The organism is Petrotoga mexicana DSM 14811 (assembly GCF_002895565.1).
Taxonomy (GTDB): domain Bacteria; phylum Thermotogota; class Thermotogae; order Petrotogales; family Petrotogaceae; genus Petrotoga; species Petrotoga mexicana.
Genome location: NZ_AZRN01000034.1, coordinates 196,551 through 223,383 on the forward strand (window position 1 = coordinate 196,551; position 26,833 = coordinate 223,383).

Below are 26,833 nucleotides of genomic sequence, written 5' to 3' on the forward strand. Positions count from 1 at the left end.
TTCGAACTTGATTTGCTTTTTGTGAGTTGAATATTGTATATAATTTATCCACAAGAGCATTTTTTTGAACCCCTTTGGGGGTTCTTTCTTAATTTTACCATGTTTAAACTTTCGTACGTTTTCTTTAGTTGAGATTTAGTTTTTTCGCTAACAGTATTGCTTTCAAGCAACCGTTGGAATGGAGTCTTAGGTTTCTCAGATTCTTTTTTTATTGTTTTATCCTTGTCGTTCTTTACTTTGTTTTTTAGTTTAAAATTGGGTATGAAGAGTTATCTAGTAAGTCTGCTCTGTTGTAAATCTCGTTGAGCAAACATACCTCTTCTTCACTCTTATATCTGAAATATCCTACCAATTTTCTTACCTTATCCCCGTTCTTTTGTTCCACGAGAGCGTTATCGTTTTTTTGTAAGACCTACTTCTTGAAAGATTAACTTCGTTATTCCCTTTTACCTTTTCAAAGGCATGTCTTCCAAGGTTTGCTGAAATTGCTACCTTTTGATATATAAATGCATTACCTTCTTTGCTTTTTCTGTTTTTAAAAGTTCATACAGTGAAAATCTGTTATTCTTTTTCACGGACATCTAATATGATCTAATGCGAATACAAGTTCCAACAAGAATAAATATGATATAATATGAAAGGAAGGATTGCTAACTTTTTATAGGAGGGATAGAAGTGAATTTAAGTAATGCTCAATACTTAGAGATTTTAAATCATTCTCTTTCGTCAGGGGGAGAGTATTCGGAAATCTTCTATGAAGATTTTTACGGTACCTCGATTGTTTACGATAACGGTAAAATTGAAAAAATCAATTTTTCAAGTAGAAAAGGTGCAAGTATAAGGGTAGTATCAGCTGAAGAAACTATTTTTGCTCATACTAACGATCCCACATACGAGAATCTTATGAATCTTGCTGAGACTTTGAGAAAGAATGCAAGCGAAAGGTTCGGTTCTAATAATATCGTAAAGGTTGAAGAATTGAAAGAGGCAGAAAAAAGGGATTTTGCACCATTTGAAATACCTTTTGACAATGTGTCTGTAGAACAAAAAGTAGAAAAGGTTCTTAAAGGTGTAGAATTACTAAAAAATGCTGATAAACGCATCAAACAGATCACCGTTTCCTATGCAGATAGTAGTAGAAAGGTAAAAATAGTGAATTCAGAAGGGAAAATAGTTGAGGATATTAGAAATTATCCACATTACGCAGCTATAATATTTGCACAAGACGAGGAAGGGAATCTGTTTAGAGGTTATTCCTCTGATGGAGCAAACATGGGATTTGAATTTTTTACAGATGAGATGATAGAAAAAGTAACAAAAGATGCCGTCAGACAAGTAGTTTCACAAATAGAAGGAGTAGATGCTCCTGCAGGAGAATTCACCGTTGTTTTGTCCTCTGAAGCTGGAGGAACCATGATACATGAAGCATGTGGACATGGTATGGAAGCAGACTTGGTACTTTCTGGTTCTGTTTACAGAGAAAAAGTTGGGAAGGAAATCGCTTCTCAAAAGATTACCGTTGTAGACGATGGAACAGATAAAAACAAAAGAGGAACACTTAATTACGATGATGAAGGAACACCAACCCAGAGGACCGTTTTAATCGAAAAAGGTGTGTTAAAAGGATACATGCACTCAAAAATAACTGCCAAAAAATTTGGTGTTGAACCCACAGGTAACGGTAGAAGGGAATCTTATATGGTTCTACCCATTGTCAGGATGAGAAACACGATGATCTTACCAGGAGAAGATGATCCGCAAGATATAATTAAATCTGTAAAATACGGTATATTTGTAAGGAAGATGGGTGGGGGACAAGTGGATGTAATAAGTGGTGATTTCCAATTTGGTGTTGATGAAGGTTATATTATAGAAAACGGTGAAATAAAACAATCGATCCGTGGAGCTAGCTTAGTTGGCAACGGATTAAAAGTCTTAGAAAGCATAGATATGGTTGGTAATGATCTGGGATATGGTGTTGGAACCTGTGGTAAAGATGGTCAAGGGGCCCCGGTTTCAGATGCTCAACCTACTATAAGAATACCGAAATTAATTGTTGGTGGAATAGTAAAAGGGGGTAACAATTAATGACTAATATAAAATCAATTATAGAAAAATCCATGAAAGAGATAAAAAATAAAGGTCTTAAAGGACAGATAAATGTGTTTTCCACTGAAAGTAAAAATGCTTCTTTCAGTAATGGAAAGTTAGAACAGTTAACTGAAGGAGAAAAAGGGGCAGCAGGTATAAAAGTTATTTCTCCAGATGGAAGAACAGCCACGTCGTCATCTAATATTTTAACAGAAGAAGGTATAATGCAAGCGGTTGAAAAAGCAATTGAAATGATTAAATATACAGAAAAAGATGATGCAAACGACATCTCAAACGATGAAGAGTTCACATACATAGATTGGGCTTTCGATGCAGACACAAAGGATATGAATTTACATGAGGTTATGAAATTAGCTCAAGAACTAGAAAAAAAAGCTAAGAGTGAAGATGAAAGGATAAAATTTGTCCGTGGTGCTGAGTATGAAACCGCTTTAACAAGGATTCATTTTGGCAATACGAATGGTTTATACAAAAACGCTTTGTTTACTAACGCTGCTAGTTCGATTAGTTTAGCCGCAATTGAAGGAGAAGATTCCTCATTTGGTTTTGATTATCAATTATCTCAAAGCTACAGGCTTATAGACATAGACCGCATAGTAAAAAATTCTGTAGAAATGGCGGTGTCAGGTTTAAAATCAGAGGTTTTAAGTTCAGGTAGATACGATATTGTAATGAGTCCCTTTGCTTCTAGTATGTTTTTAGGTACATTGATAACTCCATTGTCGGGGGAAAATGTTTACAAAGGCAAATCTTTTTTGAAAGATAAATTAGGTGAGAAAGTAGCCAATTCATCGGTTACCCTGATACATGATCCAATGAATGGTTCTGCACCAATCATAGCCTCCTTTGACAATGAAGGAACTAATACTTCAAGATTCAACGTTATAGAAAATGGGGTCCTAAAAGGATTCTTACATAACATATATTCTGCAAAAAAGTTAGGAGCAAAGCCAACCGGTAACAGTTTCGCATCGGTAGAATCTCCCAATCCTTCCATTGGAACGATAAACCTTCATTTTATCGCAAACAAGACAAGAAAAGATATTTTGAATGTTCCAAAGGCTCTATATGTTACCAACATAATGGGTATGCATACCGCCGATCCGGTTTCCGGAAGATTCTCTGTTCAAATAAGTGGAAGATTAATTGAAAACGGAGCGTTTGTAAGAAGTTTTAGAGGGATGACCTTAGCTGGAACGTTGGAAGAGTTGTTGAATAATTTAGAGTATATAGGTTCTGATTTCAAGTATTTGGGTTCGGTAGCGGGTTCTACTATATTGATAAGGGATTTAAGCGTAGGCGGTAAATAGTAGATAAAGATAAAAGTAGTGTAAAAAGGAGTATAAGGCGTTTAATCGCTTCTAAAAGCGTTTAAACGCCTTTTTTTCGTCTTAATTGGGAATTATCTAGTTTGAGAAAGAAAGCATAATGTTGTAAGATATAATTGATAATGAAAAAAATTTCATACATCCCTGGAATTTCAATGCAAGGAGGTTTTTAAATTGTACAAAGTAGGCATTTGGGGTTTTGGAGCAATGGGTAGTGGAATAGCAAAAAATATATTAGGTAAGAAAAATCTAAAATTGGTTGGTGTTCACGATCTTAGGAAAGAATATATCGAAAAAGATGTGGGAGAGTTGTTGGGTTTAGGAAAAATTGGAATAAAGGTTTACGCTGATCCTATAACAATGGTTAAGCAAACTGATCCCGATCTTGTTGTAATCGCTACCAACTCTTTTATTTCGGTGGTGAAAGATCAAATCATTTCTATATTGAAAGAAAACAAAAACGTAATTACCATTGCTGAAGAGATGGCTTTTCCTTTTTCAAAGGATCCACAAGCTGCAAATGAAATTGACACCGTTGCCAAGGATCATAATGTATCGGTTTTAGGAACCGGAGTAAATCCAGGGTTTGTCCTTGATACGCTAATTATAACGTTGACAGGAATATGTTTGAATGTGCGGAGAATTAAGGCTGCCAGAATTAATGATCTTTCGCCTTTTGGACCAACGGTTATGGAAACACAAGGTGTTGGAACAACATCTGAAGAGTTTGAAGAAGGAATAAAAAGCGGAAAGATAGTTGGTCATATTGGGTTTGAACAGTCAATACACATGATAGCCAAGGCTTTAGGATGGGAAATTGATCGCATCGAGCAAAAAAGAGAACCTATCATTTCTAACGTCTTGAGAGAAACAAAGTATGTTAAGGTTCAACCAGGGATGGTAGCAGGGTGTAATCATACTGCAAAGGCCTTTTATAAAAATGAGCTTTTGATAGAACTTGAACATCCTCAGCAAGTACATCCTGAATTAGAAAACGTTCAAACAGGAGATTATATAACAATTCATGGGGATCCTGAAATCTCAATGTCTATAAATCCTGAAATACCGGGTGGCAAAGGTACCATTGCCATAGCCACCAATATGATTCCATCTGTAGTTGAAGCTCAGCCTGGTTTGTTAACTATGGTGGATTTACCAATACCAAGGGCTTTACTTGCAGAGGTTCGTTGAAGGAGGTCAGATTTATGGAGATAAAAAAAGGTGAATGGGTTCAAATTCATTACATTGCTTTAAATCCTGAAGAAAGAGTTTCACATTTGCCGGAAGATACCAAAAAAGTACCTTTTGAGCTTCGAATAAAAGGATTTTTGGAAGATGAAAAGGCTGAAATAGGCGATATCGTAACCATTAGAACCCCTATTGGGAGATTAGTTAAAGGAAAATTGGAAAAAGTTAATCCTAGATACGAGCATAACTTTGGAGAACCTATTCCCGAATTATTAAAAGTTAACAAGGATGATTTGTTGGATGGTGAAAAAAATGGATAAATCTTACAAAGCCGTGATGGAAAGACAGATAGAGATCATCAAAAAATCTGTAGGACTTGATTACACTAAATATGAAATAGAAGGAATCGCATTTGATTACGAAAAGATGATGAATGAGTCAGGATTTTCAATTGAAGAAATTGAAAAGATTCAAAAAGAAACAGGTGTTGGGGACACTCCCCTTGTTGAACTAAAAAACATAAACAGGTTGATTAAAAAATTGTCTGATAAAGGGAAAGGTGCAAGGATCTTCGTTAAGGATGAACAAACCAACCCATCCGGTTCTTTCAAAGATAGAAGGGCTTCTATAAGTGTATATATGGCAAAAAAATTAGGATATGAAGGCGTTATAGCAGCAACAAGTGGTAATTATGGCGCTGCTGTAGCTTCTCAAGCAGCTAAAAGAGGATTAAAATCTATTATAATTCAAGAATGTTTCGATTCTCGAGGAGTTGGTCAGCCTGAAATCTTGGAAAAAGAAAGGTCGTGTGCAGCTTATGGAAGTGAAGTTGTCCAAGTAAGTGTAGGACCAGAATTATTTTATTATACCCTTCTTCTTCTTGAAGAAACAGGATTTTTTAATGCATCGCTTTACTCACCTTACGGCATTGCTGGAATAGAAACGTTGGGTGTGGAGATAGCTAATCAAACCAAAGAATTGACAGGGAAATTCCCCGACGTTGTTGTAAGTACCCATGCAGGAGGAGGTTTGACCACTGGAACGGCAAGAGGGTTAAAAAAGGTTGGGGCTTATTCAACTAAGATTGTTGGTGCAAGCGTTGATTTAAGAGGCTTACATATGGCTTCCGATAAAGATTTCAATAGAAAGTCTTTCACTACAGGACACACTGGATTTGGGATCCCGTTTGCGGTCTTTCCTGACAGATCTGATGTTCCGAGGAATGCAGCAAGGGTATTGAGGTATATGGACAGATATGTTCTTGTAACTCAAGGGGAAGTCTTTTATATGACTGAATTACTCGCAAAACTTGAAGGGCTACAAAGGGGACCTGCTGGTAATACCTCGTTAGTTGCAGCTTTTGCTTTGGCAAGGGAAATGAATGAAGATGAAATAATCGTTGTAAACGAAACAGAATACACAGGAGCAGGAAAGTTACCAACTGCCCAACTCACTTTTGCCAAAGAAAATGGGATTCAAGTAATATCAGGTGATCCAATAAAAGATGATAAACCAGGGGAAAGAATTGTGATACCTGAAGATCCTTCACAAATAGGTTATATTGAAATGCCAATGTCTCAATTGAAAGAATCGTATATAAACCAGCTTATAAAAAGACTAGGAAAAACCGATTTTACTCAAAAAGAAATTGAATTCATATCAGAAGAAATAAGAGAAGATGAGGATTCGGTAATAAACTTGATTAAGAAGGTAAGGGAGGAGTCTTTATGAAAGAAAGAGTCGATGACTTTCAGGAAAGGTCAAAGAAACTTCAAAACATGACCGATGAGGAATTAGACAATTATTTTTGGAAATTAGTTGAAAAGGTAGTAGATCCCTTAGTAAATTTGGCAGAAACACATACCTCTCCTTCTATAGAAAGGTCTGTCTTGCTGAGAATGGGGTTTAATTCACTTCAGGCAAAGGCGTTGGTTGATAAGATTGTACAAGAAAATTTATTATCAAAAGGAGCAGGGAATGTGGTTTACAAAATTGCAAAACAAAAAAATATGGGAATAATGGAGGCAGGCGAGGCATTATTAAACGGTCGTTTTTGGGATGATGTTGAGAATATCTTCAGAGGTGGTGATACAAGTGAAACTTCAACCAAATGAAAAGATCAACATAGAAGAGATTTTAAATGATTTGGAACATTACACACCAAGAAGAAAGGGATGGACTTGGAGAAAAAAATTACCTGAAGGAACCAATAAAAGCGATTTTAATTACTATGAGATAAGTGAGGATCTAAAAAACTCAATTCCTCTTCCTGCAGCTCATTACTTTGATAACTTAGACCCACAACCAGACACGGTGATAACATCAGAAATTGCTTCAGGAAGATTTGAGGAAGATGTTAGAAGAATGCGCATGGCTGCCTGGCATGGAGCAGATCATATAATGGTCATAAGAACACTTGGGCAAAGCCATATAGACGGTCTTATAGAAGGAACCCCTGAAGGTATTGGTGGGATACCAATAACGAGAAAACAGTTGAGGGCAACTAGAAAAGCACTTGATTTAATTGAAGACGAAGTAGGTAGACCAATAAACTTTCACAGTTATGTTTCAGGTGTAGCGGGCCCTGAAATAGCTGTATTGTTCGCCGAAGAGGGAGTTAATGGAGCTCACCAAGATCCACAGTACAATATTTTGTACAGAGGTATCAATCCAATAAGATCTTTTGTGGATGCCGCTGTTGCTAAAAAAGTGATGGCTTGGGCGAATATACTCCAAATAGATGGTGCCCATAATGCGAACGCTTCTGCTAAAAAAGCTAGTAACGTGATGCCTGAACTTTTGGTACAACATGCTATAAACTCTCTATTTTCATTGAAAGTAGGCATGAAAAAAGAAAATATCGCTCTATCAACCGTTCCGCCTGTAGTTTCACCTTCTCCTGAGTTCAGAATCAACTTGGTCTACGCAATTACATTGAGAGAACTATTTAAAGGTTACAAGTTCAGAGCTCAAATGAACACAAGGTACATTGAATCTGATTTATTCGATGCCACAAGGATTCACGTTTTAAATACCCTCATTTCTCGGTTAACTTCAGCAGACATTCAATCAACTATTACTCCCGATGAAGGTAGAAATGTTCCTTGGCACGTTAATTCTATAAGGGGTGTAGAAACCGCTAAACACACATTGATATCAGCGGATAATATTAAACAATACCTCAAAATCGATGAAGAAAAAGTTAGAAAAGAAGTAAGAGAATTGAAGATGAGGGCTATATTGATGCTCGAAGAAATAATAGAAATGGGTGGATATTTTGAGGCCTTGGAAAACGGTATGTTCGTAGATAACGGGTACTATCCCGAAAGGGCAGGAGACGGAATAGCCAGAAAAAAGAATGGAGAAATAGCGGCAGGTTCCGTTGTACCAAGGGATAAAGATTATATGGCCCCCGTTTGTGAACATTTTGGGTACAACGCCTTGCCTAAAGGATTAGATAAACCTTGCGATTTAATCGGTGGTTGTACCTTACATAATAGAGAAAAGATTCAATTTATTGACGAGTTAGATGAGAGTGATAACGTCGAAAAAAGATTGCAAGATATAAAAGAATACAAAGAAAATAATCTTATAAAACCAGAAGTTGAATGGAGTTACGATGGTTGGATACAACTGGACATGACCATCCCTGAATCTGAAGAATACGCAAAGGCAGCAGCGGTCGAAATATGTAAAAAAATGGGACTCGAAGATATTCATGTTATTCATTCTGCCGTTTTACATCCATCAGAAGGGACTTATCTTGAATTAAAGGCAAAGGTACCTTTTTTTGTTAAAAAGGATGAATTAGAACTTCCCAAAAAGAATGATGTGATGAGTGATGAAGAGCTTTTTGAATTTTTTGGTAAACACAAGGTCAAAGTAGTGGCTGGAACGATAGGTAACGATGAACACAACATAGGTATCAGAGAAATACTAGATATAAAACATGGAGGTATAGAAAAATATGGAATAAATTACGTTTATCTTGGTACTTCTGTGCCACCAGAAAAAATCATAGATAGTGCGATAGAAGTAGGAGCCCAGGCGGTTTTAGCTTCTATGATTATTACTCATAATGAAGTTCATGTGGAAAATATGAAAAAACTACATGAAATTGCTGTAGAAAAAGGAGTTAGAGATAAATTATTACTCATCGTTGGAGGGACTCAGATAACCAATAATTTAGCGATAAATAATTACATGGACGCTGGCTTTGGAAGGGGTACTAAAGGGAATCACGTTGCCACATTTTTGGCTAAGAAACTAAAAGAAAGAGACCAAAACGAATAATTTTTAATTAATTTATTCTTGCTTTAAATCTTTTTTTAGTGTAAAATTGAGATAGTGAAACCCTAATTCTTCCAAAGGGAGGAAAACTTGATGTCGTTTGAAATAGATACAAGGGTTTTAAAAAATGCTGTCCAATTAACTACCAACGCTGTTTCAAAAAAAACAGCTAACCCTATTTTGAAAGGAATAAAATTGGCTGTAGAAGACGATGAGTTACATATTTATGCTACAGATTTGCAGACCGGTTTTCACAAATGGCTGAAGGTTAAAGATAGCGATGAAAATTTTTCTACAGTGGTTGAACAGACGATTTTTTTAGAAATACTATCAAATCTCACTTCTGATACAATTACTATAACTTTGGATGGAGTTTTGAAGATTTCAGGTGGGAATTCTGTATTTCGATTACCTACCATGGACCCTTATGAATTTCCTTCCCTTGCTTTCGACGTTACAGGGAACTCAATTTCGTTAGATAGAACAATTATTACTAATATGATTGATAAGGTAATTTTTTGTGCTTTAAAAGATTCTTCTTCCCTTTCGCGCAATTTAAATGCCGTTTATTGGGACTTTAGGCAGGGAGGGTTTTTGAATTTAGTCGCCACGGATTCATATAGATTAGCCCTTTCTGAAAGTAAGCTGGAAGATGACAATGTTCTTTCACCGTTTCTTTTATCCCTAAAAAGTATGGATGAATTAAAAACGATACTTTCAGCAGCAAAGACAGAGAAGATAAGAGTGGTTCAAAGTGGTTCTCAAGTTCTCTTTGATTTTGAAGAAGATAATAACCAGCTGATTTTTAACGTTATAGATGCCGAGTTTCCTAATTATTTGGGTATAATTCCCCAGAGTTTTATAACAAAGATCAAGGCTAAGACCTCAGAATTTTTGGCTATTATGAAAAGGATGTCTATAACAGCCGGAAGTGAGGAATATACTTTATTAAATATTGAAGATGGAAGAATACAATTTTATGCAAGTTCTCCTGATGTTGGCGAAGCAAAAGAAGAGATTGATGTCGAGCAAGAAGGTAGAAATCTTGAGATCGCTTATTCACCGAGATATTTCAGGGAAGCGTTAGAAAGAATAGAGACTGTGGAATTTGAGTTCGATATATCCGATGAGGAAAAACCTACCATTTTAAAACCTGTAGAAGACAACAGTTATATGTTCATAATAATGCCAAAAAGGAAAAGTTGAAACATGTTAAAAATTGGTTTTGGTTACGATGTTCATCCTTTAGCTGAAAATAGAAGATTAATATTGGGTGGAGTTGTAATAAATCATCCAAAAGGTTATGGATTATTGGGCCATTCAGATGGAGACGTTTTTTTTCATGCGATAATTGATAGTTTATTAGGGATGTGCGGTTTGGGGTCGATAGGGGAGTACTTTCCTGAAAGTAAAGAATTTGAAAATATTAGTAGCTCTATACTTTTAGAAAAGACTATGGATTTGATAAGTAAAAGATATGTTATTAAGATAAATAATATTGATGCGGTAATCATATCTAAGAGTGTGAAGATCAGTTCTATATCTGAGCAAATAAAAAATAATACCTCACGCATCTTAAATTTAGAAGTGAGCCGAATAAACTTAAAAGGCAAGAGTGGCAATGGTCTGGGAATAGGCGGAAAGGACGAAGGTATAGAAGTTTATTGTACAACGTTAGGTGAGGTGGATGAAATATAAACATATTCATAGCTTCGATATGTCTCCCAAAGATATGATCAAAATTCAGAAACAGTTGGCTAAAGAGGTTAAATTAATTCATTTCTCAGATGAACCAAACTTAGTGAGTGGTGTTGATCTTTCCTTTCAAAAAGACGAAGGATTAGCTGTAATTGTAACTATGGATTTTAAAAAATTATCGGTAATCGATGTAACATATGCCGTGGATAAGATTACCTTACCATATATACCTGGCCTTCTTGCTTTTAGAGAGCTTCCTATCTTTTTAAAGGCTTGGGAAAAACTTCAAATTGAACCTGATATTGTTTTTTTTGATGGTCAAGGCTATGCCCATCCTAGAAGGATGGGCATAGCTACACATGCGTCTTTTTTTATTGAAAAGCCTACTATAGGAATTGCTAAATCTAGGTTAATTGGTGAATACGAAGAACCCGGAAAGAAAAAAGGGGAATTCACATTTCTGTACCATAAAGGTGAGAAAATAGGAATAGTGTTGAGAACAAGAGACAATGTGAAACCTGTATTTGTATCTCCTGGCAACTTGGTTGATTTCAATAACGCCTTAGATTTCACTTATCATTTTGCCACAAAGTATAAAATTCCTGAGATAACTCGAAAGGCACACTTATACACTCAAAGTTTAAAGCAGAGGTGACGTTGTTGACCGAAAAGAACACGCGAAATTTTATATACATCTCAATGATCGTATTTTCTATGGTCATGAACACCCTTGCGCCTCTTATGACTTCCATTCAAGAAAGATTTTCTGTTTCGATAACTATTTCTTCTTCATTACCGTTTATAAGTACCTTTGGTACCATGATATCCAACTTTATAGGCAGCTTTTTTATCGCCCAGATAGGTTATAAAAGTTTTTTGACCGGTGCTTTTATAATTGAAATTTTGGGTTTGGTTTTATTCGTAACTGCAATTAATTTTCCTATGATTGTATTATCAGTTTTTTTATTGGGGGTAGCGACTGGGGCAACTTTTATGACTTTAACTTCCGCTTTTTCACACCTTGATAGGAAAACCCAAAATTTTGGATTTTTAAACGCGAGTTTTGGAATTGGAGGTATAATAGCACCCCTTTTGGTTAGCTTATTTTTAGTTATGAAATTAGATTTTAGATTTGTGTATTTTATACACTTAATCTTAATTTCGTTACTTTTCATTTTTGTTTTAATTTATAAGCCCATTCAAAACATAAAGTATGAAGCGATTAAATTTAAAGAAGCTACAGGTATAATAAGAAAAAGATTTGTTTATTTATCATTGTTGATATTTTTATTCTATTCCGGAACTGAAATAGGTATAATAACATGGAGCGGGAACCTTTTCTACGATGTTTTTAATTATTCGAAAGAATTTTCATCTGTAATTATAAGTTTATTTTGGGTAGTTTTTACCTTGGGTAGAGCTATTACGGAATTTTTAAACAGAAAATTAACGGAATTGGGAACCATTTTTTACTTCTCTATTTCTCTTATAGTAAGTCTTGCATTGTTGCTAATATTTCAGCACTTTATTTTCTTTCTTTTCGTTGGTTTTAGTTTATCTGCCATTTTTCCAAGCATTCAAAAATACACCAATCAAAATCTCCCAAAGAGAATCTTAGGGATGTACAATGGGTTGGCTTTTGGTTCTACTGGGATTGGGGCTATGATAATTGCAACTTCCATGGGAGTAATTGGTGATATTAATTTTAATATCTCATATACCATTCCCTTTTTAACTTTTACTATCATCATTTTTATCACACAACAATTGGGTAAGGAAAAATTAGAAAGTGATAAGTGAAATTAAGTAATGTACAAAAAGGGGGAAAGGTCAACTACCCACCGTCTAAAGAGGGGGCTTGTGATAAATAAGCCATGGTTGACTACCCTAAGCCAGAGGATTTATTCCATCAGGCTACGTTATATAGGTCATAACACCTTCGGATGTTTCTCCTAGTCCGTCGCTCTGTTGTTTAGTTTTAAACAATCCTGAGGGGTAGGGATAGTGAGCTAAACGTAAAAAGCCTATATAACATTGGGGAAGGAGAATAACTCCGTTAAGGAGGTGCACTTCATGTTAGTGTACGTTTTAAATAAGTATGGGAAACCTCTTATGCCTTGTAAACCTTCAAAGGCAAGAAAATTACTTAAAGAGGGGAAAGCTAAGGTTGTTAGAAAAGAACCTTTTACTATTCAGCTCCTCTATGGTAGTAGCGGTTATAAACAACCTATTACTTTAGGAGTAGATGCAGGAAGTAAAACTGTAGGATTGTCTGCTACTACAGAAAATAAGGAGCTTTTTGCAGCAGAAGTTGAACTAAGGGACGATATACCTAAACTTATATCTCAGAAAGGACAGTATCGTAAAGGTAGACGTTTCAGAAAAACAAGGTATAGGGAACCACGCTTTTTAAATCGTGTCCACAGTAAAAACAAAGGATGGCTTGCACCGTCGGTAGAACATAAAATAAAATCGCATATTAAACTGATTGATCTAGTTCACAGTTTGCTTCCTGTTACAAAAATTGTAGTAGAAGTTGCAAGTTTCGATATACAAAAGATTAAGAATCCTAATATTGAAGGCAAACAATACCAACAAGGTGAACAATTAGCTTTTTGGAATACAAGGGAATATGTTCTATGGAGAGATAACTATACCTGTCAACACTGCAAAGGCAAAACCAAAGATAAAAGATTCAATGTTCACCACATCGAAAGTAGACAAATAGGTGGAGATGCACCGGGTAATTTAATTACATTATGCGAAACATGTCATAAGGATTACCACGATGGAAAGATTAAATTGAATTTTAAAAGAGGACAAAAGTTTAAAGATGCTACATTTATGGGTATTATGAGATGGACTTTATACAATAGATTAAAAACACTATACCCTAAAGTTCATCTAACTTATGGATATATCACTAAAAATACAAGAATACAGAACAACCTACCTAAAACACATAGAATAGACGCTTTATGTATTAGTGGCAATCCTCAAGCAAAACAATTAGAGCATTATTATCACATTAAAGAAGTTAGACGACACAATAGGCAAATACACAAAGCTAAAATTCTAAAGAGCGGTATAAGAAAACTTAACCAAGCATCTTATTTAGTACATGGTTTTAGATTGTTTGATAAAATAAGATACAACGGTATCGAATGTTTCATATTTGGAAGACGTTCAACTGGATATTTTGATATAAGAAAACTTGATGGCACAGTAATTCATAGAAGTGCAAAAAGTAAAGATTTAATCTTAGTAAGCAAAGCTAAAACTTTACTATGGGAAAGGAGGGAAAATTCTGCATTCCTCTCACCATTAAAATGGTGAGTCTCCTGCAGATATTTTTCATGAAATATTCAAAGATAAAAACTGGTTGCATAGACGGGTTTAAAGTAGAAAATATCTTAGTAGAAATCGACGTAAACTCCCGTTCTACCCAACAGACATTCAAAATAGTAGGCATGCCCTCCACATCAGTTTTAGAAAGTGAGAAACGAGTTACAAGTGCCATTAGAAATACTGGGTTTACAATTCCTAACGGATCGATAGTTGCGAATCTTTCACCCACCTCTATGAGAAAAGACGGCTCACATTTTGATTTACCAATTGCTGTATCCCTGTTGGAGGCTTCGGGCCAGATAAAAGAATTAAGTGAAGATTACTATATATTTGGTGAACTTGGTTTGAATGGAGAAGTTAGACCAGTTTCTGGGATATCTCTTTTCTTGATGTATATAAAAGAAAGAAATCAACAAGCAAAATTCATAATTCCACGGGGAAATCAGGGGGAAAGTAAATTTGTAGAAAAGAACGAGGTTATCGTTATAGATAGCTTGAAAGATATCGAAAATATATCCCAGGATATCTTGGATGAATACTCTCCAAAGTACGAGGATATTGTACAACCATCTTACAACTTAGATTTTCGTGAAATCAAAGGTCAAATATTTGCCAAAAGGGGAATAGAGATAGCAGCCAGTGGATTTCACAATGTCTTAATGAGGGGATCTCCCGGTTCAGGAAAAACAATGATAGCTAAAAGGGTTCCAACGATATTACCAGATATGACGAGGGAAGAAATCATCGAATCAACGATGATCTATTCAGTTGCTGGATATATGAACACGATAATCGATAAAAGGCCTTTTAGATCTCCTCACCACACAGCCTCGACAGCCTCAATAATAGGGGGAGGCGCCGTTCCGAAACCTGGTGAAATAAGCTTGGCTCATAATGGTGTGTTATTCATGGATGAGTTCCCCGAGTACCGTACGGATGTAATAGAGTCCCTAAGACAGCCTTTAGAAGACGGAGAAGTGACGGTAACAAGAGCAAAATCCGTTGCTAATTTTCCTGCAAGGTTCATGCTTATAGCCTCTCAAAATCCATGTCCATGCGGATATTATGGAGACAAGGAGATAGAATGTACGTGTAATTTGAACCAGATCTTAAATTACAACAGAAAAATATCAGGACCCATATTGGACAGAATAGATATTAGAATAGATACACCAAGGGTAAAAATAGATGAGCTCATGTCCAAGGAAGACGGAGAAAGCTCCGAAAAGATTAAAGAAAGAGTTTCAAAGGCTTCCCAAATACAGATAAAAAGGCAAAACAAATTGAATGGGAAACTTAGCAATAAAGAAGTGAAGAAATTTGCGGCTCTTACTGAAAAAGCGGAAGACTTTTTAAAACAAGCAGCTATCAATTTAAAATTAACAGCTAGATCGGTAAACAGGGTAGTGAGAATTTCACGAACTATAGCTGACACTTTTGATTCAAAAAATGTGGAAGTAAGTCATGTTTCGGAAGCCCTGAATTACAGAGGGAGAAAAATCATATGAGAAAAATGTCTTCAATTTTTCTATTGCTTTTATTGGTGTTAAGTGCGGTTTATGTTAATTCACAAGAATTAATAACAATTCCAGATATAGAAAACCTCGAAAAAGCAAAAGTTTCTTCTATATTCGATGGAGACACGATTAACACTTACCAGTACGCTGAAAGTATAAGATTGATTGGAATAGACGCACCAGAGATCAAAGCTGGGAGTAAGCCCATTAGCGAGTATGGCTATAAGTCGTATCAATTTGTGAAAGATAGACTAATAAATGTTGCAGACAGAAACGTATATTTAGAGTTTGATGAGGATAAGTTTGACGATTATGGCAGAGTTTTGGCGTATGTTTATTATGAGGATGAAGAAGGTAACTTAATATTATTAAACGAGGAAATATTAAAAAATGGATTAGCCCGACCGTTGTTTTACAAAGATACTTCAAAAAAACAAGAAATATTTGTTAAAGCTTATATCCAAGCATATGAAGATAGAAAAGGGATCTTTGAAAAATACGATGATGAAAGCATAGTGGTGGAATCTGATGCCTTAACTCAAAAGGATTTAGGTAGAATGAGGTGGGTGAAGGTCAAAGTAAAAGATGTTATAAAAGAAGGCGGAAATTACTATAAAATTATCTCTGAGGATGAAGATTTTTACTATGGAATAAGAAAACAGGAATTTGATGCCTTTTTTGATGGTTACGATATCTATGATTTAGTTGGGGAAGAAGTTATGTTCTGGGGAGAAATATGGTTTGATCAGCGAACTGGGCAATACGAAATACTGGGAAGGGCTCCTTTTGAGATAAAAAGATTTGTGAATGGAGTGCAGGGAGAAGGGGGGGATAGACAGTATGGGTAAATATTTTAAAAAAGTAGTAGGAGAAAAATGCTTTTTGTCACCAGTCAATCCTGACGATTTTGAAAAATACACGGAATGGTTAAATGACCCAGAAATATCAGAAAACATGATGGTAGAGGATAATATTATTTCTTTGCTTAAAGAAAAAGACATTTTAGAAAAAATGGCTAAAGGCAACGATGTTTTATTTGCCATAGTGGATTTAGAAACAGAAGAGCTGATAGGTAATTGTGGGTTGCATGACATTAATAGAATTAATCAATCGGCTGTCCTTGGGATTTTTATTGGGAATAGAGAATATCTGTCTAAAGGATATGGTACCCAAGCCATTAAGTTGCTTTTGAATTATGGATTCAACGTTTTAAATTTAAATAATATCATGTTGGAAGTTTTTGAATATAACAAAAGGGCAATAAGATCTTACCAAAAAGCTGGATTTAAAGAAATAGGTAGGCGAAGGCAAGCAAAGTTTTTTAAGAACAATAGATACGATATAATATTTATGGACATTTTGAGAGAAGAATTTCTTGAAATAAAAGATGCGAAAGGAGTATTAGGGTGAAAGATTTAGACAATATCGAAAAATTTACCCCTGGTGAAGAAATAGCTAATGCCGTTATACACGGTATAGGAGCATTGTTGAGTATAGCTGCTCTGGTGTTATTGATAGTTTTTTCAGCGATTAACGGACAACCTTGGAGTATTTTCAGTTCGGTTATATATGGTTCATCGTTGATTATTCTTTATTTATCTTCAACACTATATCACAGCTTTCAACGTAAAAAAATCAAAGATCTCTTTGAAATATTCGATCATTCTGCAATTTATATTTTAATAGCCGGTACTTACACACCTTTTGCACTAATTACGTTGAGCGGAAGGCTAGGTTGGATTATATTTTCTGTGGTATGGGTTTTGGCAGCTATAGGCATTATTTTTAAAATATTTTTCGTTAAAAGATTTAGGATTCTTTCAACAATTTTATACATAGCCATGGGATGGTTAGTTGTATTTGCTATGGAACCTTTAGTTACAAACTTGGATTTCTGGGGAGTCTTTTGGTTGGTCATAGGAGGCATTCTTTACACAGTTGGGACCATATTTTACGTGTGGAGAAAAATCCCATACCACCATGCTTTATGGCATTTGATAGTACTTGCAGGAAGTATATGCCACTTTTTCTCAGTGTTTTTTTATGTTATATGAATCTCAGGAGTTTAAAACTCCAAGTGCCAGAGCTGCCAATTTCGATTGATCGTTGTCGGCTCTTGATACTAATACTATGGGAGCCTTTGCTCCCACTACAATCCCTGCCACGTTTCCTCCCGAAAAATATACAGCAGATTTTCCTAACAAGTTCCCCGAATGGATATCTGGAACAATTAAAATATCTGCTTTACCCGCAACCTCACTGTTTATATTTTTAATCTTGGCAGCTTGTTCGTTTATAGCGTTATCAAGGGCAAGAGGACCATCGACAACGCATCCTTTTATTTGGCCTCTCTTGTTCATTTGGGTCAATATCGCGGCATCTACTGTCTCGGGCATATCGGGATTAACTACTTCGACCGCCGCTAATAAAGCTACCTTGGGAGTTTTTATTTCAAGGTTTTTGGCTACTTCAAGGGCGTTGTATATAATTTGAACCTTTTGCATTAAATCTGGGTGGATTATCATTCCGCCATCGCTTATCAAGAGTAATCTATCCAAATAAGGTGTTTCTACTACCGCAACATGAGAAAGCAAATTTCCCGTTTTTAATCCCCAATCGTTGTTTAAAACAGCTTTTAGCAACTCAGAGGTTTTTATCTTACCCTTCATGAGCAGATCAGCAGCCCCACTTGAAACGAGACGAACACCTTTTTCTGCTGCTTCCTGTGGAGTTTCTGCCTCTATAATGTCAAATTCCTTTCCAACAATTTCCAAATTTTTTTTAATTTCTTCTTTATTTCCAACCAAGACAGGGTTTGCAAACCCTTCTTCACTTGCTTTTGATAAAGCCTTCAAAGCTTCAATATCTTCAGCACAGACAAGAACGACGTTCTTTGTTGGTTTGGACTTTGCTCTATTCAACAATTCTTCAAAGTTTTTCATGAAAGAGTCCTCCTTTGTTGACTATACTAAGCATTACTTTGAGAAGCTTCTTCAATTACAGGTTTTTTCCAGTTCCCAAAAACTAGAAAACCTAGGGCTAATACAAGGGCAGATAAATTACTTATTATCATAGCGATGAAAACACCTATGTACCCGTGAGTCTCAGCTAAGAAAAAAACCAAGGGTACCCTTATTCCCCACAATCTTACCATATCTATAATGGTCGACTGAATCGTATGCCCTGTACCCCTTAAAGTACCAAGAAAGACTGAAACTAATGAGAAGAACGGAAGTGAGAAAGAAACATATCTAAAAAATTCCTCTCCAACTTTAATTACTTCAGGGTCATTTATGAAAAATTTCGTTATATTGTGACCAAATAAAAACATAACCATTGAAGCACTTCCTACGATCAGTAAAGTTGCTAAAGAAGCTTTTCTAACCGTTTCCTCAGCCTTTTCAGGTTGGTTTGCACCTACATATTGACCTGTCATCGTAGCCGTTGCCAAAGATATTCCCATAGCGAACATCGTTATTAAATTGTTCATTCTATTTCCAATTCCATATCCGCTAATAACAATAGGCCCAAATTGTGCAATAACTCCCATAATTATAGCAAATCCTATAGCTGTAAAAGATTCGCCAATAGAAGAAGGTAAGCCAACCGATAACACCTTTTTTATAAGTTTTCGATCGGGGGCAAAATCTTTGGCGTGTAATTTAAAACCCTCTCTACCTTTGAACAATACAAATAGAAATACAACAGACATTATAACTTGAGATAACATAGTTGCTAGTGCTGCTCCAAATACGCCTAAATTGAATTGAAAAATGAAAAGAGGGTCAAGGGCCACATTTAACAGTATTGATATACCGTTGTATTTCAGGGCTATAAATGAATTTCCCCATCCCCTAAATATACCCGCTACCGTTTGCATTAAAAAACTGAAAGGTAAGCTAAATGCCATTATTTTTAGATACGTATTACTAAGTTCGAATATGTTTTTATCCAATCGTAAAAGAGACAATAATTGCTTGCTAAAGATCAACACTATTGCCATAATGGATAAAGCCACAAACGTCATTACCAAAATGGTTTGCGCTGCCGATTTTTCAGCTCTTCTTTGATCGCCGTATCCTGTATATTGAGCTATCAAAGAGGTTCCAGCGTAGGAAAATCCTGTGGCAAAAGATATAAAAACAAATATCAGCGGCCAAACTACAGTAGGAACAGATAATTCCAAAGGACCTAACTTTCCCAAAAAATATGCATCAGTTATATTATATATCGCTTGCATCATATTTGTCAAAATGATTGGCCAGGCTAAGGTAAATAAAGCTTTCCATATGGATGTTTTTAAAACGTCAACTTTTCCTGTATCTTTGATTTTCATTCGTTATCACCTTTAATGTAAAAATTAATTCGCTATCCTTATTAATATTTTATCAAATTATTTGGGATTTGGGTTAAGAATAAAGGTATATATTTTAAGCTTAGTAGTTAGATATTATTAAAAAATAAAGAAATAAAAAAGCGTCCATAAAAAAGGACGCCCAAAATGAAGATAAAGTTTTTATCTTTGAATACTGACTAATCTTAGACCAATTCTTCTTCTTGATTTATCAATGTTTATTATTTCCACTTCTACGATATCGTTTATTTGCACAATATCCGTAGGATGAGCTACAAATCTTTCAGAAAGGTTTGACTTATGGATCAAGCCGTTTTCTTTTATTCCCAAATCTACAAAAGCACCAAAATCAGTAATGTTAGTTATTTTACCTGATAATCTCATACTTTCTTTTAGATCTTCAAATTTTAGAATATCATCCATAAGTTGAGGTTGAGGCATTTCATCCCTTGGATCTCTGCCGGGCTTTTGAAGTTCCTTCAGTATATCGATCAATGTATATTCACCAATTTCCAATTCTTTCGATATTGATTTAAGATTTTCTTTTTCGTTTAAAAGTTGAGAAACTTTTAATTTTAATGGGTCCAATTTTTCTTTGATTTTTAAATCATCCAAGGTGTAGCCAAGTATATTTATTAATTTTTCCGCTGCTTCATAACTTTCTGGGTGTATTCCCGTTATTTCTAGCGGGTTTTCCCCATCTATTATTCTCAAAAATCCTGCACTTTGTTCAAAAGCTTTTTCTCCAAAGCCTTTTACGTTTAAGAGATCGGCTCTTTTATTGAATGAACCATTCTTTTGACGGTATTGGACAATTTTCTTTGCAAGGCTAGTTGTTATTCCTGAAACGTATTCTAATAAAGAATATGAAGCTGTGTTTAAATTAACACCAACGAGGTTAACCACGCTTTCCACAGTTGCGTCGAGCTTTTCTTTCAACTTTTTTTGGTTGACATCGTGTTGATACTGTCCAACACCTATAGATTTTGGGTCAATTTTTACGAATTCTGCAAGAGGATCCTGTATTCTTCTTCCTAAACTTATAGCTCCTCGGACAGTTACATCGTATTCTGGGAACTCTTCTTTTGCCAACTTAGAAGCGGAATAAACAGAAGCTCCAGATTCATCGACGAATATGTACTTAAGATTTAACTTATTTTTCTTTATTAAGTCAACGACGAATTGTTGAGTTTCTCGTGAGGCTGTTCCGTTACCTATCGCTATCAGATTTATATTATACTTTTGAATTAAACCCATCATAATTTTCTCTGAGTTTTCTATATCATTTTGTGGAGGAACGGGGAATATCGTTTCGTTAGCGAGAAAATTTCCCATTTCATCCAATGCCACAACTTTACACCCCGTTCTGAAACCAGGATCAATTGCTAAGACCCTTTTGTTTTTTAAAGGAGGTGTTAATAATAATTGCCTGAGATTTTTGGCAAAGAGATCTATCGCCCCTTCTTCTGCTTTTTCTGTTAGGTTTTGTCTTATTTCTCTTTCTATTGAGGGGTTTAACATATTTGTGAAACCATAGTTCAAACCTTTGGATATAATTTCATCGCAGATCTCATTTCCTGTTTTGTATTTAGATTTTTCTTTATCAAGCCACTCATCATCAATAATTAATTTTACATTTAAAACTTTTTCTTTTTCTCCCCTGTTTAAAGCTAAAACCCTGTAATTTGGGATTTTTGAAATTTCTTGTGTGAATTCGTGATACATATCGTACTTAGTGGCTTCTTCGATAAACTCTTTCTTCTTTTCAGAGTGAATCTTACCGAATTTTTCGTAATACTTTCTGAGACTTTCCCGATTGTCTTTGTCATGGGCAAATGTTTGACCTATTATGTAAGAAATTCCTTCTACCACTTTGTCTATATTATCGTATTCCTCAGATACAAATTCTTCTAATTCATCTAAAGATTTGATATTACCTAACAACACTTTGTTTGCTGCAGGTTCAAGACCAGCTTCTATAGCTTTGTCAGCATTGGTTTTCTTTCTTTTTTTGTAAGGAAGATACAGATCTTCCAATTCAGTCATCTTTTTGGTGTTGATGATCTTTTCTTTTAGCTCATCTGTTAATTTGCCTTGTTCTTCAATGCTTTTTAAGACAGTTTTTTTGTAGGCTTCTAAGTTTTGATAATATTTAAATAACTCTTCTATTCTCCTAATCTTTTCTTCGTCTAAATTACCTGTTCTTTCTTTTCGATACCTGCTGATAAAAGGTACGGTGTTTCCCTCATTTAATAATTCTACAGTGTTTTCAGTTTGAAATAGTTTTATGTTCAGATCCTCTGTTATTGTTTTGATTATATCCAATACTTTTACCTCCATAAAACAATGTATTTTACTGGTTTTAGAAAATCTAAATTTTCTCTAATTCACGATAGAAAATTTGTAAATTGTTGTTGAAGAGTACACTTCTGAGGGTCTTAAAATTGTGGAAGGAAAGTTTTTCTGGTTTGGAGAGTTTGGAAAATGCTGTGTTTCCAAAGCTATTCCAGAATATTTTCCGTAGTGTTTTCCTTCTTTTCCGTATGTATCAACTAAATTACCTGTATATACTTGAATCCCAGGCTCGGTTGTGTATATCTTCATCACTCTTCCACTTGTGGGTTCAACCAACCTTACAGCTAAGGATATTTTGCTATTTTCTTTGTTTAATACGAAATTATGATCTATTCCTTCTAACGGAGAATCTTTCAGATCCTTGAGCACCTCACCGAGAATTTTTGGGACTGTAAAATCAAAAGGTGTGTTTTTGACACTTTTTATTTCTCCGGTGGGGATTAACGTTTCATCTACAGGTGTATAATGATTAGCAAAAAGTTCTAACTGGTGATCAAAAATATTTCCTCTACCTTCTCCTGCTAAATTAAAATAACTGTGATTTGTCAAATTTATAATAGTAGTTTTATCAGTAGTTGCGGTATAAGAAATCTTTAATTCATTATCGTTGGTTAATGTGTAAGTAACGCTTACACGTAAGTTTCCTGGATAACCTTCTTCACCATCGTGGCTTAAACGTTTGAACCGAACAGAAGGTCCTTCGACAGTTGTAAAAGCTGTCGCTTGAAATATCTGTTTTTGAAACCCCTTTATTCCCCCATGAAGATGGTTTGAATTATCGTTTTGAGCTAAGGTGTAATTTTTACCTTCAAGTGAGAATTGCCCGTTTTTTGTTCTATTTGCATGTCGCCCTATTGTAGCACCGAAAAAGGGATTCTGTGGGTTGGGTTTTTCGTAATCTGAAACAGTATCGAATCCTAAAATTATGTCTTCCAGTTCTCCCTTTTTGTCAGGTAAGTACAAAGAAACCAAAGTAGCACCGTAGTTTGTTACTTGTACCGTGATTCCATTCTCGTTTCTTAATGTGAATAGAGTTACTGGAACGCCTTCTGTTGTATATCCCCATTGATTTTTTTCAATATGTTCTAAAATTGACACTCGATATCCCCCTTTTATTTTTTCTAATATCTAATAATATTATATCATATAGGGAGATACCTTGTCAGGAAACCATCCTCTCTTTCTTATTTGTGTTTTTGAAAAGAAAGAAAAGTTTATTGAAGTTAGCGATAATTTTTAATTAGAAAACGCTTACGATAGGTCCTTATGACATTTTCTTATTTGAGGGGCGTGGTAGTATAATAAATATATATTCTTAAAAGAGGTGATTTTTGTGAAGTCTTACCCCCCAGAGTTAAAAGCCAACGTTGTTAAAGAGCATGTCGAAAAAGGTGTTTCTTGTTCTCAACTTAGTAAAACTTACAACATCCCTACCAGAAATATCTATAAGTGGATTAAGAAGTTTAGAGATTCTGGTGAGAATTATTCTTGCTTTTTCAATGGCTCTTTCAATAAAAATTACATAGTTTCTCGTGGTTCTAAGGTTCCTCCTGTGGTTTACGAGAATGCCGGTGTCGATTTGGATGAGATTTCTCGACTTTGTATGGAATACCCCGATCTCGCTCAAACTCTTCAAGCTTTGAAAGATTTGGTGATCGAAAAGGATATGGAGATCAGAGTTCTTAGAGAACAAGTTGAGTTTGTAAAAAAAAATTTGAATCAGAGAAAATGATGGAAAATAAACATGTTGATTCAAAATCTACACCCATTTTGGATATCCTATATATCAATAGGTTACATCGGGAGTACGGCGTTTCTCTTTCTTATCTTTTTGAAGAGTTCAACGTGAACCCTAGAACTTATTATTATAAGACAAGACTCTTCTTGGATACCAGTTCTTTGTCAAAGAAAAAGCATTCTAATTCTAAAACTCGAGGTTTTTGCTATACTGTGAATGGCGATAAGGTTCCTGATGAATTTGTAATCGCCGAACTGATAAAAATCAAGGAACATCTCAATATGTATGTCTCAAAGCAAAAAACTATAGGTTCTACTAAGCTGTGTGAGTATTTTAGGAAAAACTTTGGTATAATTATCAATCATAAAAAGATGAGACGCTTGAAACACGAAGTCGGTTTGGTTGGAAAATATACAAAACATTGAAAATTTCATACATTAATATCTTTATTTTTGAATAGGTAATAAGAAAAATAATATATTCCAAAAGATATTAGCAAAATTATTAAGGAATTTACCCAAAAGATTTTTTCTTCTAAAACGGTTTCCATCAAAGGAATATAGTTAAATATGCTGAAGTATTTTATCCAACTTGTTGCCTCTATAGTCTTTGCCATAGTATCTCCAAAATACATGAAAATTAGTATACTAAGTGAGATACCCAAGTTTGAAGAATTGTTTTGTGTGAGTATGCTTATTATCACAGAAATTGAAGAGAAAAATATTTGTACTGTGAGCGAATATATTCCAAAAGCCAACAATATTTCTGGATTATATTCATATTCCATAAAAATAGCGTACATAGAAACAACCGAAATGGTAAAAATAATGTTTAAAAATAATATATTTATCATTATATTCGTGAATTTAGTTATGTATAAAGTAGATCTACTTATTGGCTTTACGCTCAAATATTCTATAGTTCCTTTTTCATATTCATCTGCAAAAACTTTCCCTACAAGCATCGCTGAAAAAACAGCTCCCAATAAATAAACAAAACTCATACCTTCTGACCCGAATATACCTTCTGGTTTAGTGAATATTTGTTCACTAAAGTCGAAAGATTCGAGTAAAAATTTGGGCATATTATTAATTAGTTCTAATACATTATTAGACTGAGAAAGGATTTGATTACTCATAGGTATATACATACCCGTAAATAAAACAAACAACAATGACCATAATATTGTATTTTTATAAGTGAATTTAAGCTCTTTTTTTAATAAATTTAAGTTCATTCTTCATCACTCCTGTAATAATCGATAAATATTTCTTCGAGAGACGGTCTTTTTATTTCTATATCTTCATACGAACATTTAGATAAAATTTCAAAAAAACTATTTAAATCATCGTTTTTTACTAAATAAGTTATATAAGAATCCGCCTGCTCTTTTATTTCAAAATCTTTGAATTTATTTATTTCTTTGAGTTTATAGATCGTTATTGTTTTTTTAAATACCTTAGCTAACTCTTCAATATTACTTTCTTTTATTATTTTTCCTTTTTTTACTATCCCTACTTTATCACAAATTTTTTCAACTTCCGATAAAATATGTGATGAAAAAAGAATTGTGGCACCTCTTTCTTTTTCTTTTTCTAAAATATTATATAATTTATGCTGCAAAAGAGGGTCTAAACCGTTGGTAGGTTCATCAAAAATTATGTACTCGGGTCTGTGTACAATGGCTTGTATTATTCCAACTTTTTTCTTGTTTCCCATTGAAAGTTCTTTGAACTTTTTGTTTGTTTCAAGTTCTAATAGATCTATTAGCTCTTTTTCATATTTCTTATCAATATTTTTATAAAATCTATCGTTAAAATCAAAAAAATCTTTTACTCTCATATTTTCATAAAAATTGACTTCTCCAGGGAGGTAACCTATTTTATTTTTTATATGCTTAAGGTCGTGTGGGATGTTTTTATCCCCAATTGTAATTCGCCCTTCATCAATTGAAATCATACCCATCATAGCTCTTATAGTAGTTGTTTTCCCAGCACCATTAGGACCTATAAGGCCGTATATTTCTCCTTTTTTTATTTTAAAGCTAATGTCCTCTACTCCGAGGTATTTTCCATAGTATTTTTTGATATTCTCCACTTTTATCAAATCGGGTACCCCCTCACTTTGAATTAAATTAATTGTATATAATTAATATAAATTTTAACAAAGTTATATTGTCAGAATATAAAAAATTATGTTTCCAGAATATAAAAATAGAGAGGGGAACATTCCTTTGAAGATTAATATTTTATATTGATCTTACTAATCGAAAAGGTTAGTTAATCAAAGATTGGAAGGCGTTTGGTAAAAAGGAATAAGTGTAAAAAGAAAAGATTCAATTAAATTACTGTGTAAACCCTCATAAACAAAAGAAAAGAAAGACATGTAGTGACACTTTTGAAAAATAGAGAAAGCAAAAAACACTTTTTTTATTTATTCATGCCTGTTTTAGAATTCTTACATTTGTGTAACTGTCAAACTCAGGAAAGAGAAAAGTTTATTAAAGCTAGTAAAAAATTTTTAATTAAAAAACGCCCATGGAGGGCGCTTTTTCAGAAATTATTTCAGTAATTCTTTTAGTTCTTCTATAGTTATTTCTAATAAATTGTCTCCTATGTAATCTATTGTCTTCTCATCCGCTTTTCTTATCTTGTCTTTTATCTCTTCTGTTAATTGGTTACCAAATCTTTTGTTTAATATTTTAATTGCAAATTCAATTTTACCTTTTCTTTCACCTTCTCTTTCACCTTTTTCGACGCCTTCTTCAAAGATTGAGGCTCCTATCTTTGTCATTCGTATCACCTCTTTCAACTTGTTTATGTACTCTTCCCATACATAACTATCAGAGAACCCTAATAGCGATCCTGTTACCGCTTATTTTTTAAAAACTTATCCACAATAACTA

The 26,833-nt window shown here is 34.5% G+C and carries 25 protein-coding genes; 18 read left to right on the forward strand and 7 right to left on the reverse strand.

Features of this window, described 5'->3' with window-relative positions:
* The first annotated feature begins 675 nt into the window (after positions 1 to 675).
* The 16 genes from X927_RS08770 to trhA all read left to right on the forward strand — a co-directional run bounded on the left by X927_RS08770 (position 676) and on the right by trhA (position 17,535).
* Positions 676 to 2,088, forward strand: coding sequence for a TldD/PmbA family protein (locus X927_RS08770; RefSeq protein ID WP_169925214.1), 1,413 nt, complete (start codon positions 676 to 678; stop codon positions 2,086 to 2,088).
* Entirely contained in the window at positions 2,088 to 3,422 is a 1,335-nt protein-coding gene (locus tag X927_RS08775) for a TldD/PmbA family protein (RefSeq protein ID WP_103077697.1), read from the forward strand. Before X927_RS08770 ends, X927_RS08775 begins: the two co-directional genes overlap by 1 nt.
* Before the next feature lie 192 nt (positions 3,423 to 3,614).
* The gene (gene ord / locus X927_RS08780; protein WP_103077698.1) at positions 3,615 to 4,631 is read left to right on the forward strand and encodes a 2,4-diaminopentanoate dehydrogenase; all 1,017 of its coding nucleotides are present in this window, start codon (positions 3,615 to 3,617) and stop codon (positions 4,629 to 4,631) included.
* 14 nt (positions 4,632 to 4,645) lie between these two features.
* Entirely contained in the window at positions 4,646 to 4,948 is a 303-nt protein-coding gene (ortA, locus tag X927_RS08785) for a 2-amino-4-oxopentanoate thiolase subunit OrtA (RefSeq protein ID WP_103077699.1), read from the forward strand.
* On the forward strand, positions 4,941 to 6,359 hold the full coding sequence (gene ortB / locus X927_RS08790; RefSeq protein WP_103077817.1) for a 2-amino-4-oxopentanoate thiolase subunit OrtB: 1,419 nt from the start codon (positions 4,941 to 4,943) through the stop codon (positions 6,357 to 6,359). Before ortA ends, ortB begins: the two co-directional genes overlap by 8 nt.
* A complete protein-coding gene (locus X927_RS08795; RefSeq protein ID WP_103077700.1) occupies positions 6,356 to 6,742 on the forward strand; it encodes an ornithine aminomutase subunit alpha in 387 nt (128 codons plus the stop codon). Before ortB ends, X927_RS08795 begins: the two co-directional genes overlap by 4 nt.
* On the forward strand, positions 6,723 to 8,921 hold the full coding sequence (gene oraE, locus X927_RS08800; RefSeq protein ID WP_211287856.1) for a D-ornithine 4,5-aminomutase subunit OraE: 2,199 nt from the start codon (positions 6,723 to 6,725) through the stop codon (positions 8,919 to 8,921). Before X927_RS08795 ends, oraE begins: the two co-directional genes overlap by 20 nt.
* 90 nt (positions 8,922 to 9,011) lie before the next feature.
* Positions 9,012 to 10,124: a DNA polymerase III subunit beta gene (dnaN, locus tag X927_RS08805; RefSeq protein ID WP_103077701.1), complete on the forward strand. Its 1,113-nt coding sequence runs from the start codon at positions 9,012 to 9,014 to the stop codon at positions 10,122 to 10,124.
* Positions 10,125 to 10,127: 3 nt separating this feature from the next.
* Positions 10,128 to 10,616 (forward strand): 2-C-methyl-D-erythritol 2,4-cyclodiphosphate synthase, encoded by a 489-nt coding sequence (gene ispF / locus X927_RS08810; protein ID WP_103077702.1) that lies wholly within the window; start codon positions 10,128 to 10,130, stop codon positions 10,614 to 10,616.
* Positions 10,606 to 11,271 carry an endonuclease V gene (gene nfi / locus X927_RS08815; protein ID WP_103077703.1) on the forward strand — a complete coding sequence of 222 codons (666 nt, stop codon included), beginning with the start codon at positions 10,606 to 10,608 and terminating at the stop codon, positions 11,269 to 11,271. Before ispF ends, nfi begins: the two co-directional genes overlap by 11 nt.
* 5 nt (positions 11,272 to 11,276) lie before the next feature.
* Positions 11,277 to 12,416 (forward strand): MFS transporter, encoded by a 1,140-nt coding sequence (locus tag X927_RS08820; protein ID WP_103077704.1) that lies wholly within the window; start codon positions 11,277 to 11,279, stop codon positions 12,414 to 12,416.
* Between the two features lie 273 nt (positions 12,417 to 12,689).
* Entirely contained in the window at positions 12,690 to 13,952 is a 1,263-nt protein-coding gene (iscB, locus tag X927_RS08825; RefSeq protein WP_103077705.1) for an RNA-guided endonuclease IscB, read from the forward strand.
* A 20-nt stretch (positions 13,953 to 13,972) separates the two neighbouring features.
* Positions 13,973 to 15,472: a YifB family Mg chelatase-like AAA ATPase gene (locus X927_RS08830; RefSeq protein WP_103077819.1), complete on the forward strand. Its 1,500-nt coding sequence runs from the start codon at positions 13,973 to 13,975 to the stop codon at positions 15,470 to 15,472.
* A complete protein-coding gene (locus X927_RS08835) occupies positions 15,469 to 16,329 on the forward strand; it encodes a thermonuclease family protein (protein ID WP_103077706.1) in 861 nt (286 codons plus the stop codon). Before X927_RS08830 ends, X927_RS08835 begins: the two co-directional genes overlap by 4 nt.
* Positions 16,322 to 16,891 carry a GNAT family N-acetyltransferase gene (locus X927_RS08840; RefSeq protein ID WP_103077707.1) on the forward strand — a complete coding sequence of 190 codons (570 nt, stop codon included), beginning with the start codon at positions 16,322 to 16,324 and terminating at the stop codon, positions 16,889 to 16,891. The genes X927_RS08835 and X927_RS08840 overlap by 8 nt, the downstream gene beginning before the upstream one ends.
* Positions 16,888 to 17,535: a PAQR family membrane homeostasis protein TrhA gene (trhA, locus tag X927_RS08845; protein ID WP_103077708.1), complete on the forward strand. Its 648-nt coding sequence runs from the start codon at positions 16,888 to 16,890 to the stop codon at positions 17,533 to 17,535. Before X927_RS08840 ends, trhA begins: the two co-directional genes overlap by 4 nt.
* Positions 17,536 to 17,538: 3 nt before the next feature.
* Here the strand turns inward: trhA and X927_RS08850 are convergent, their stop codons facing one another.
* From X927_RS08850 to X927_RS08865, 4 genes are all read right to left on the reverse strand, one after another.
* A complete protein-coding gene (locus X927_RS08850) occupies positions 17,539 to 18,423 on the reverse strand; it encodes a bifunctional enoyl-CoA hydratase/phosphate acetyltransferase (protein WP_103077709.1) in 885 nt (294 codons plus the stop codon).
* Positions 18,424 to 18,449: 26 nt separating this feature from the next.
* Positions 18,450 to 19,817, reverse strand: coding sequence for an MATE family efflux transporter (locus X927_RS08855; RefSeq protein ID WP_103077710.1), 1,368 nt, complete (start codon positions 19,815 to 19,817; stop codon positions 18,450 to 18,452).
* 180 nt (positions 19,818 to 19,997) lie between these two features.
* Positions 19,998 to 22,160: a Tex family protein gene (locus X927_RS08860; RefSeq protein WP_103077711.1), complete on the reverse strand. Its 2,163-nt coding sequence runs from the start codon at positions 22,158 to 22,160 to the stop codon at positions 19,998 to 20,000.
* Between the two features lie 57 nt (positions 22,161 to 22,217).
* Positions 22,218 to 23,288: an aldose epimerase family protein gene (locus X927_RS08865; protein WP_103077712.1), complete on the reverse strand. Its 1,071-nt coding sequence runs from the start codon at positions 23,286 to 23,288 to the stop codon at positions 22,218 to 22,220.
* Positions 23,289 to 23,523: 235 nt separating this feature from the next.
* Between X927_RS08865 and X927_RS08870 the strand changes: the two genes are divergently transcribed.
* Together X927_RS08870 and X927_RS08875 are read left to right on the forward strand one after the other, a co-directional pair.
* Entirely contained in the window at positions 23,524 to 23,922 is a 399-nt protein-coding gene (locus X927_RS08870; protein ID WP_169925216.1) for a transposase, read from the forward strand.
* Positions 23,922 to 24,353, forward strand: coding sequence for a helix-turn-helix domain-containing protein (locus tag X927_RS08875; protein WP_103077714.1), 432 nt, complete (start codon positions 23,922 to 23,924; stop codon positions 24,351 to 24,353). The genes X927_RS08870 and X927_RS08875 overlap by 1 nt, the downstream gene beginning before the upstream one ends.
* Before the next feature lie 5 nt (positions 24,354 to 24,358).
* Here the strand turns inward: X927_RS08875 and X927_RS08880 are convergent, their stop codons facing one another.
* From X927_RS08880 to X927_RS08890, 3 genes are all read right to left on the reverse strand, one after another.
* On the reverse strand, positions 24,359 to 25,165 hold the full coding sequence (locus X927_RS08880) for an ABC transporter permease subunit (protein WP_103077715.1): 807 nt from the start codon (positions 25,163 to 25,165) through the stop codon (positions 24,359 to 24,361).
* Positions 25,162 to 26,025 carry an ABC transporter ATP-binding protein gene (locus X927_RS08885; RefSeq protein WP_245855523.1) on the reverse strand — a complete coding sequence of 288 codons (864 nt, stop codon included), beginning with the start codon at positions 26,023 to 26,025 and terminating at the stop codon, positions 25,162 to 25,164. The genes X927_RS08880 and X927_RS08885 overlap by 4 nt, the downstream gene beginning before the upstream one ends.
* A 462-nt stretch (positions 26,026 to 26,487) precedes the next feature.
* Positions 26,488 to 26,721, reverse strand: a complete 234-nt coding sequence (locus tag X927_RS08890; protein ID WP_211287857.1) for a hypothetical protein — start codon at positions 26,719 to 26,721, stop codon at positions 26,488 to 26,490.
* Positions 26,722 to 26,833 lie beyond the last annotated feature (112 nt).

Bases quoted from the DNA above. Each gene is read 5' to 3' on its own strand.
- X927_RS08775 (WP_103077697.1), top strand. From the start codon at position 2,088: ATGACTAATATAAAATCAATTATAGAAAAATCCATGAAAGAGATAAAA.
- ortA (WP_103077699.1), top strand. From the start codon at position 4,646: ATGGAGATAAAAAAAGGTGAATGGGTTCAAATTCATTACATTGCTTTA.
- ortB (WP_103077817.1), top strand. From the start codon at position 4,941: ATGGATAAATCTTACAAAGCCGTGATGGAAAGACAGATAGAGATCATC.
- X927_RS08795 (WP_103077700.1), top strand. From the start codon at position 6,356: ATGAAAGAAAGAGTCGATGACTTTCAGGAAAGGTCAAAGAAACTTCAA.
- dnaN (WP_103077701.1), top strand. From the start codon at position 9,012: ATGTCGTTTGAAATAGATACAAGGGTTTTAAAAAATGCTGTCCAATTA.
- ispF (WP_103077702.1), top strand. From the start codon at position 10,128: ATGTTAAAAATTGGTTTTGGTTACGATGTTCATCCTTTAGCTGAAAAT.
- nfi (WP_103077703.1), top strand. From the start codon at position 10,606: ATGAAATATAAACATATTCATAGCTTCGATATGTCTCCCAAAGATATG.
- iscB (WP_103077705.1), top strand. From the start codon at position 12,690: ATGTTAGTGTACGTTTTAAATAAGTATGGGAAACCTCTTATGCCTTGT.
- X927_RS08830 (WP_103077819.1), top strand. From the start codon at position 13,973: ATGAAATATTCAAAGATAAAAACTGGTTGCATAGACGGGTTTAAAGTA.
- X927_RS08835 (WP_103077706.1), top strand. From the start codon at position 15,469: ATGAGAAAAATGTCTTCAATTTTTCTATTGCTTTTATTGGTGTTAAGT.
- X927_RS08840 (WP_103077707.1), top strand. From the start codon at position 16,322: ATGGGTAAATATTTTAAAAAAGTAGTAGGAGAAAAATGCTTTTTGTCA.
- X927_RS08850 (WP_103077709.1), bottom strand. From the start codon at position 18,423: ATGAAAAACTTTGAAGAATTGTTGAATAGAGCAAAGTCCAAACCAACA.
- X927_RS08855 (WP_103077710.1), bottom strand. From the start codon at position 19,817: ATGAAAATCAAAGATACAGGAAAAGTTGACGTTTTAAAAACATCCATA.
- X927_RS08875 (WP_103077714.1), top strand. From the start codon at position 23,922: ATGGAAAATAAACATGTTGATTCAAAATCTACACCCATTTTGGATATC.
- X927_RS08880 (WP_103077715.1), bottom strand. From the start codon at position 25,165: ATGAACTTAAATTTATTAAAAAAAGAGCTTAAATTCACTTATAAAAAT.
- X927_RS08890 (WP_211287857.1), bottom strand. From the start codon at position 26,721: ATGACAAAGATAGGAGCCTCAATCTTTGAAGAAGGCGTCGAAAAAGGT.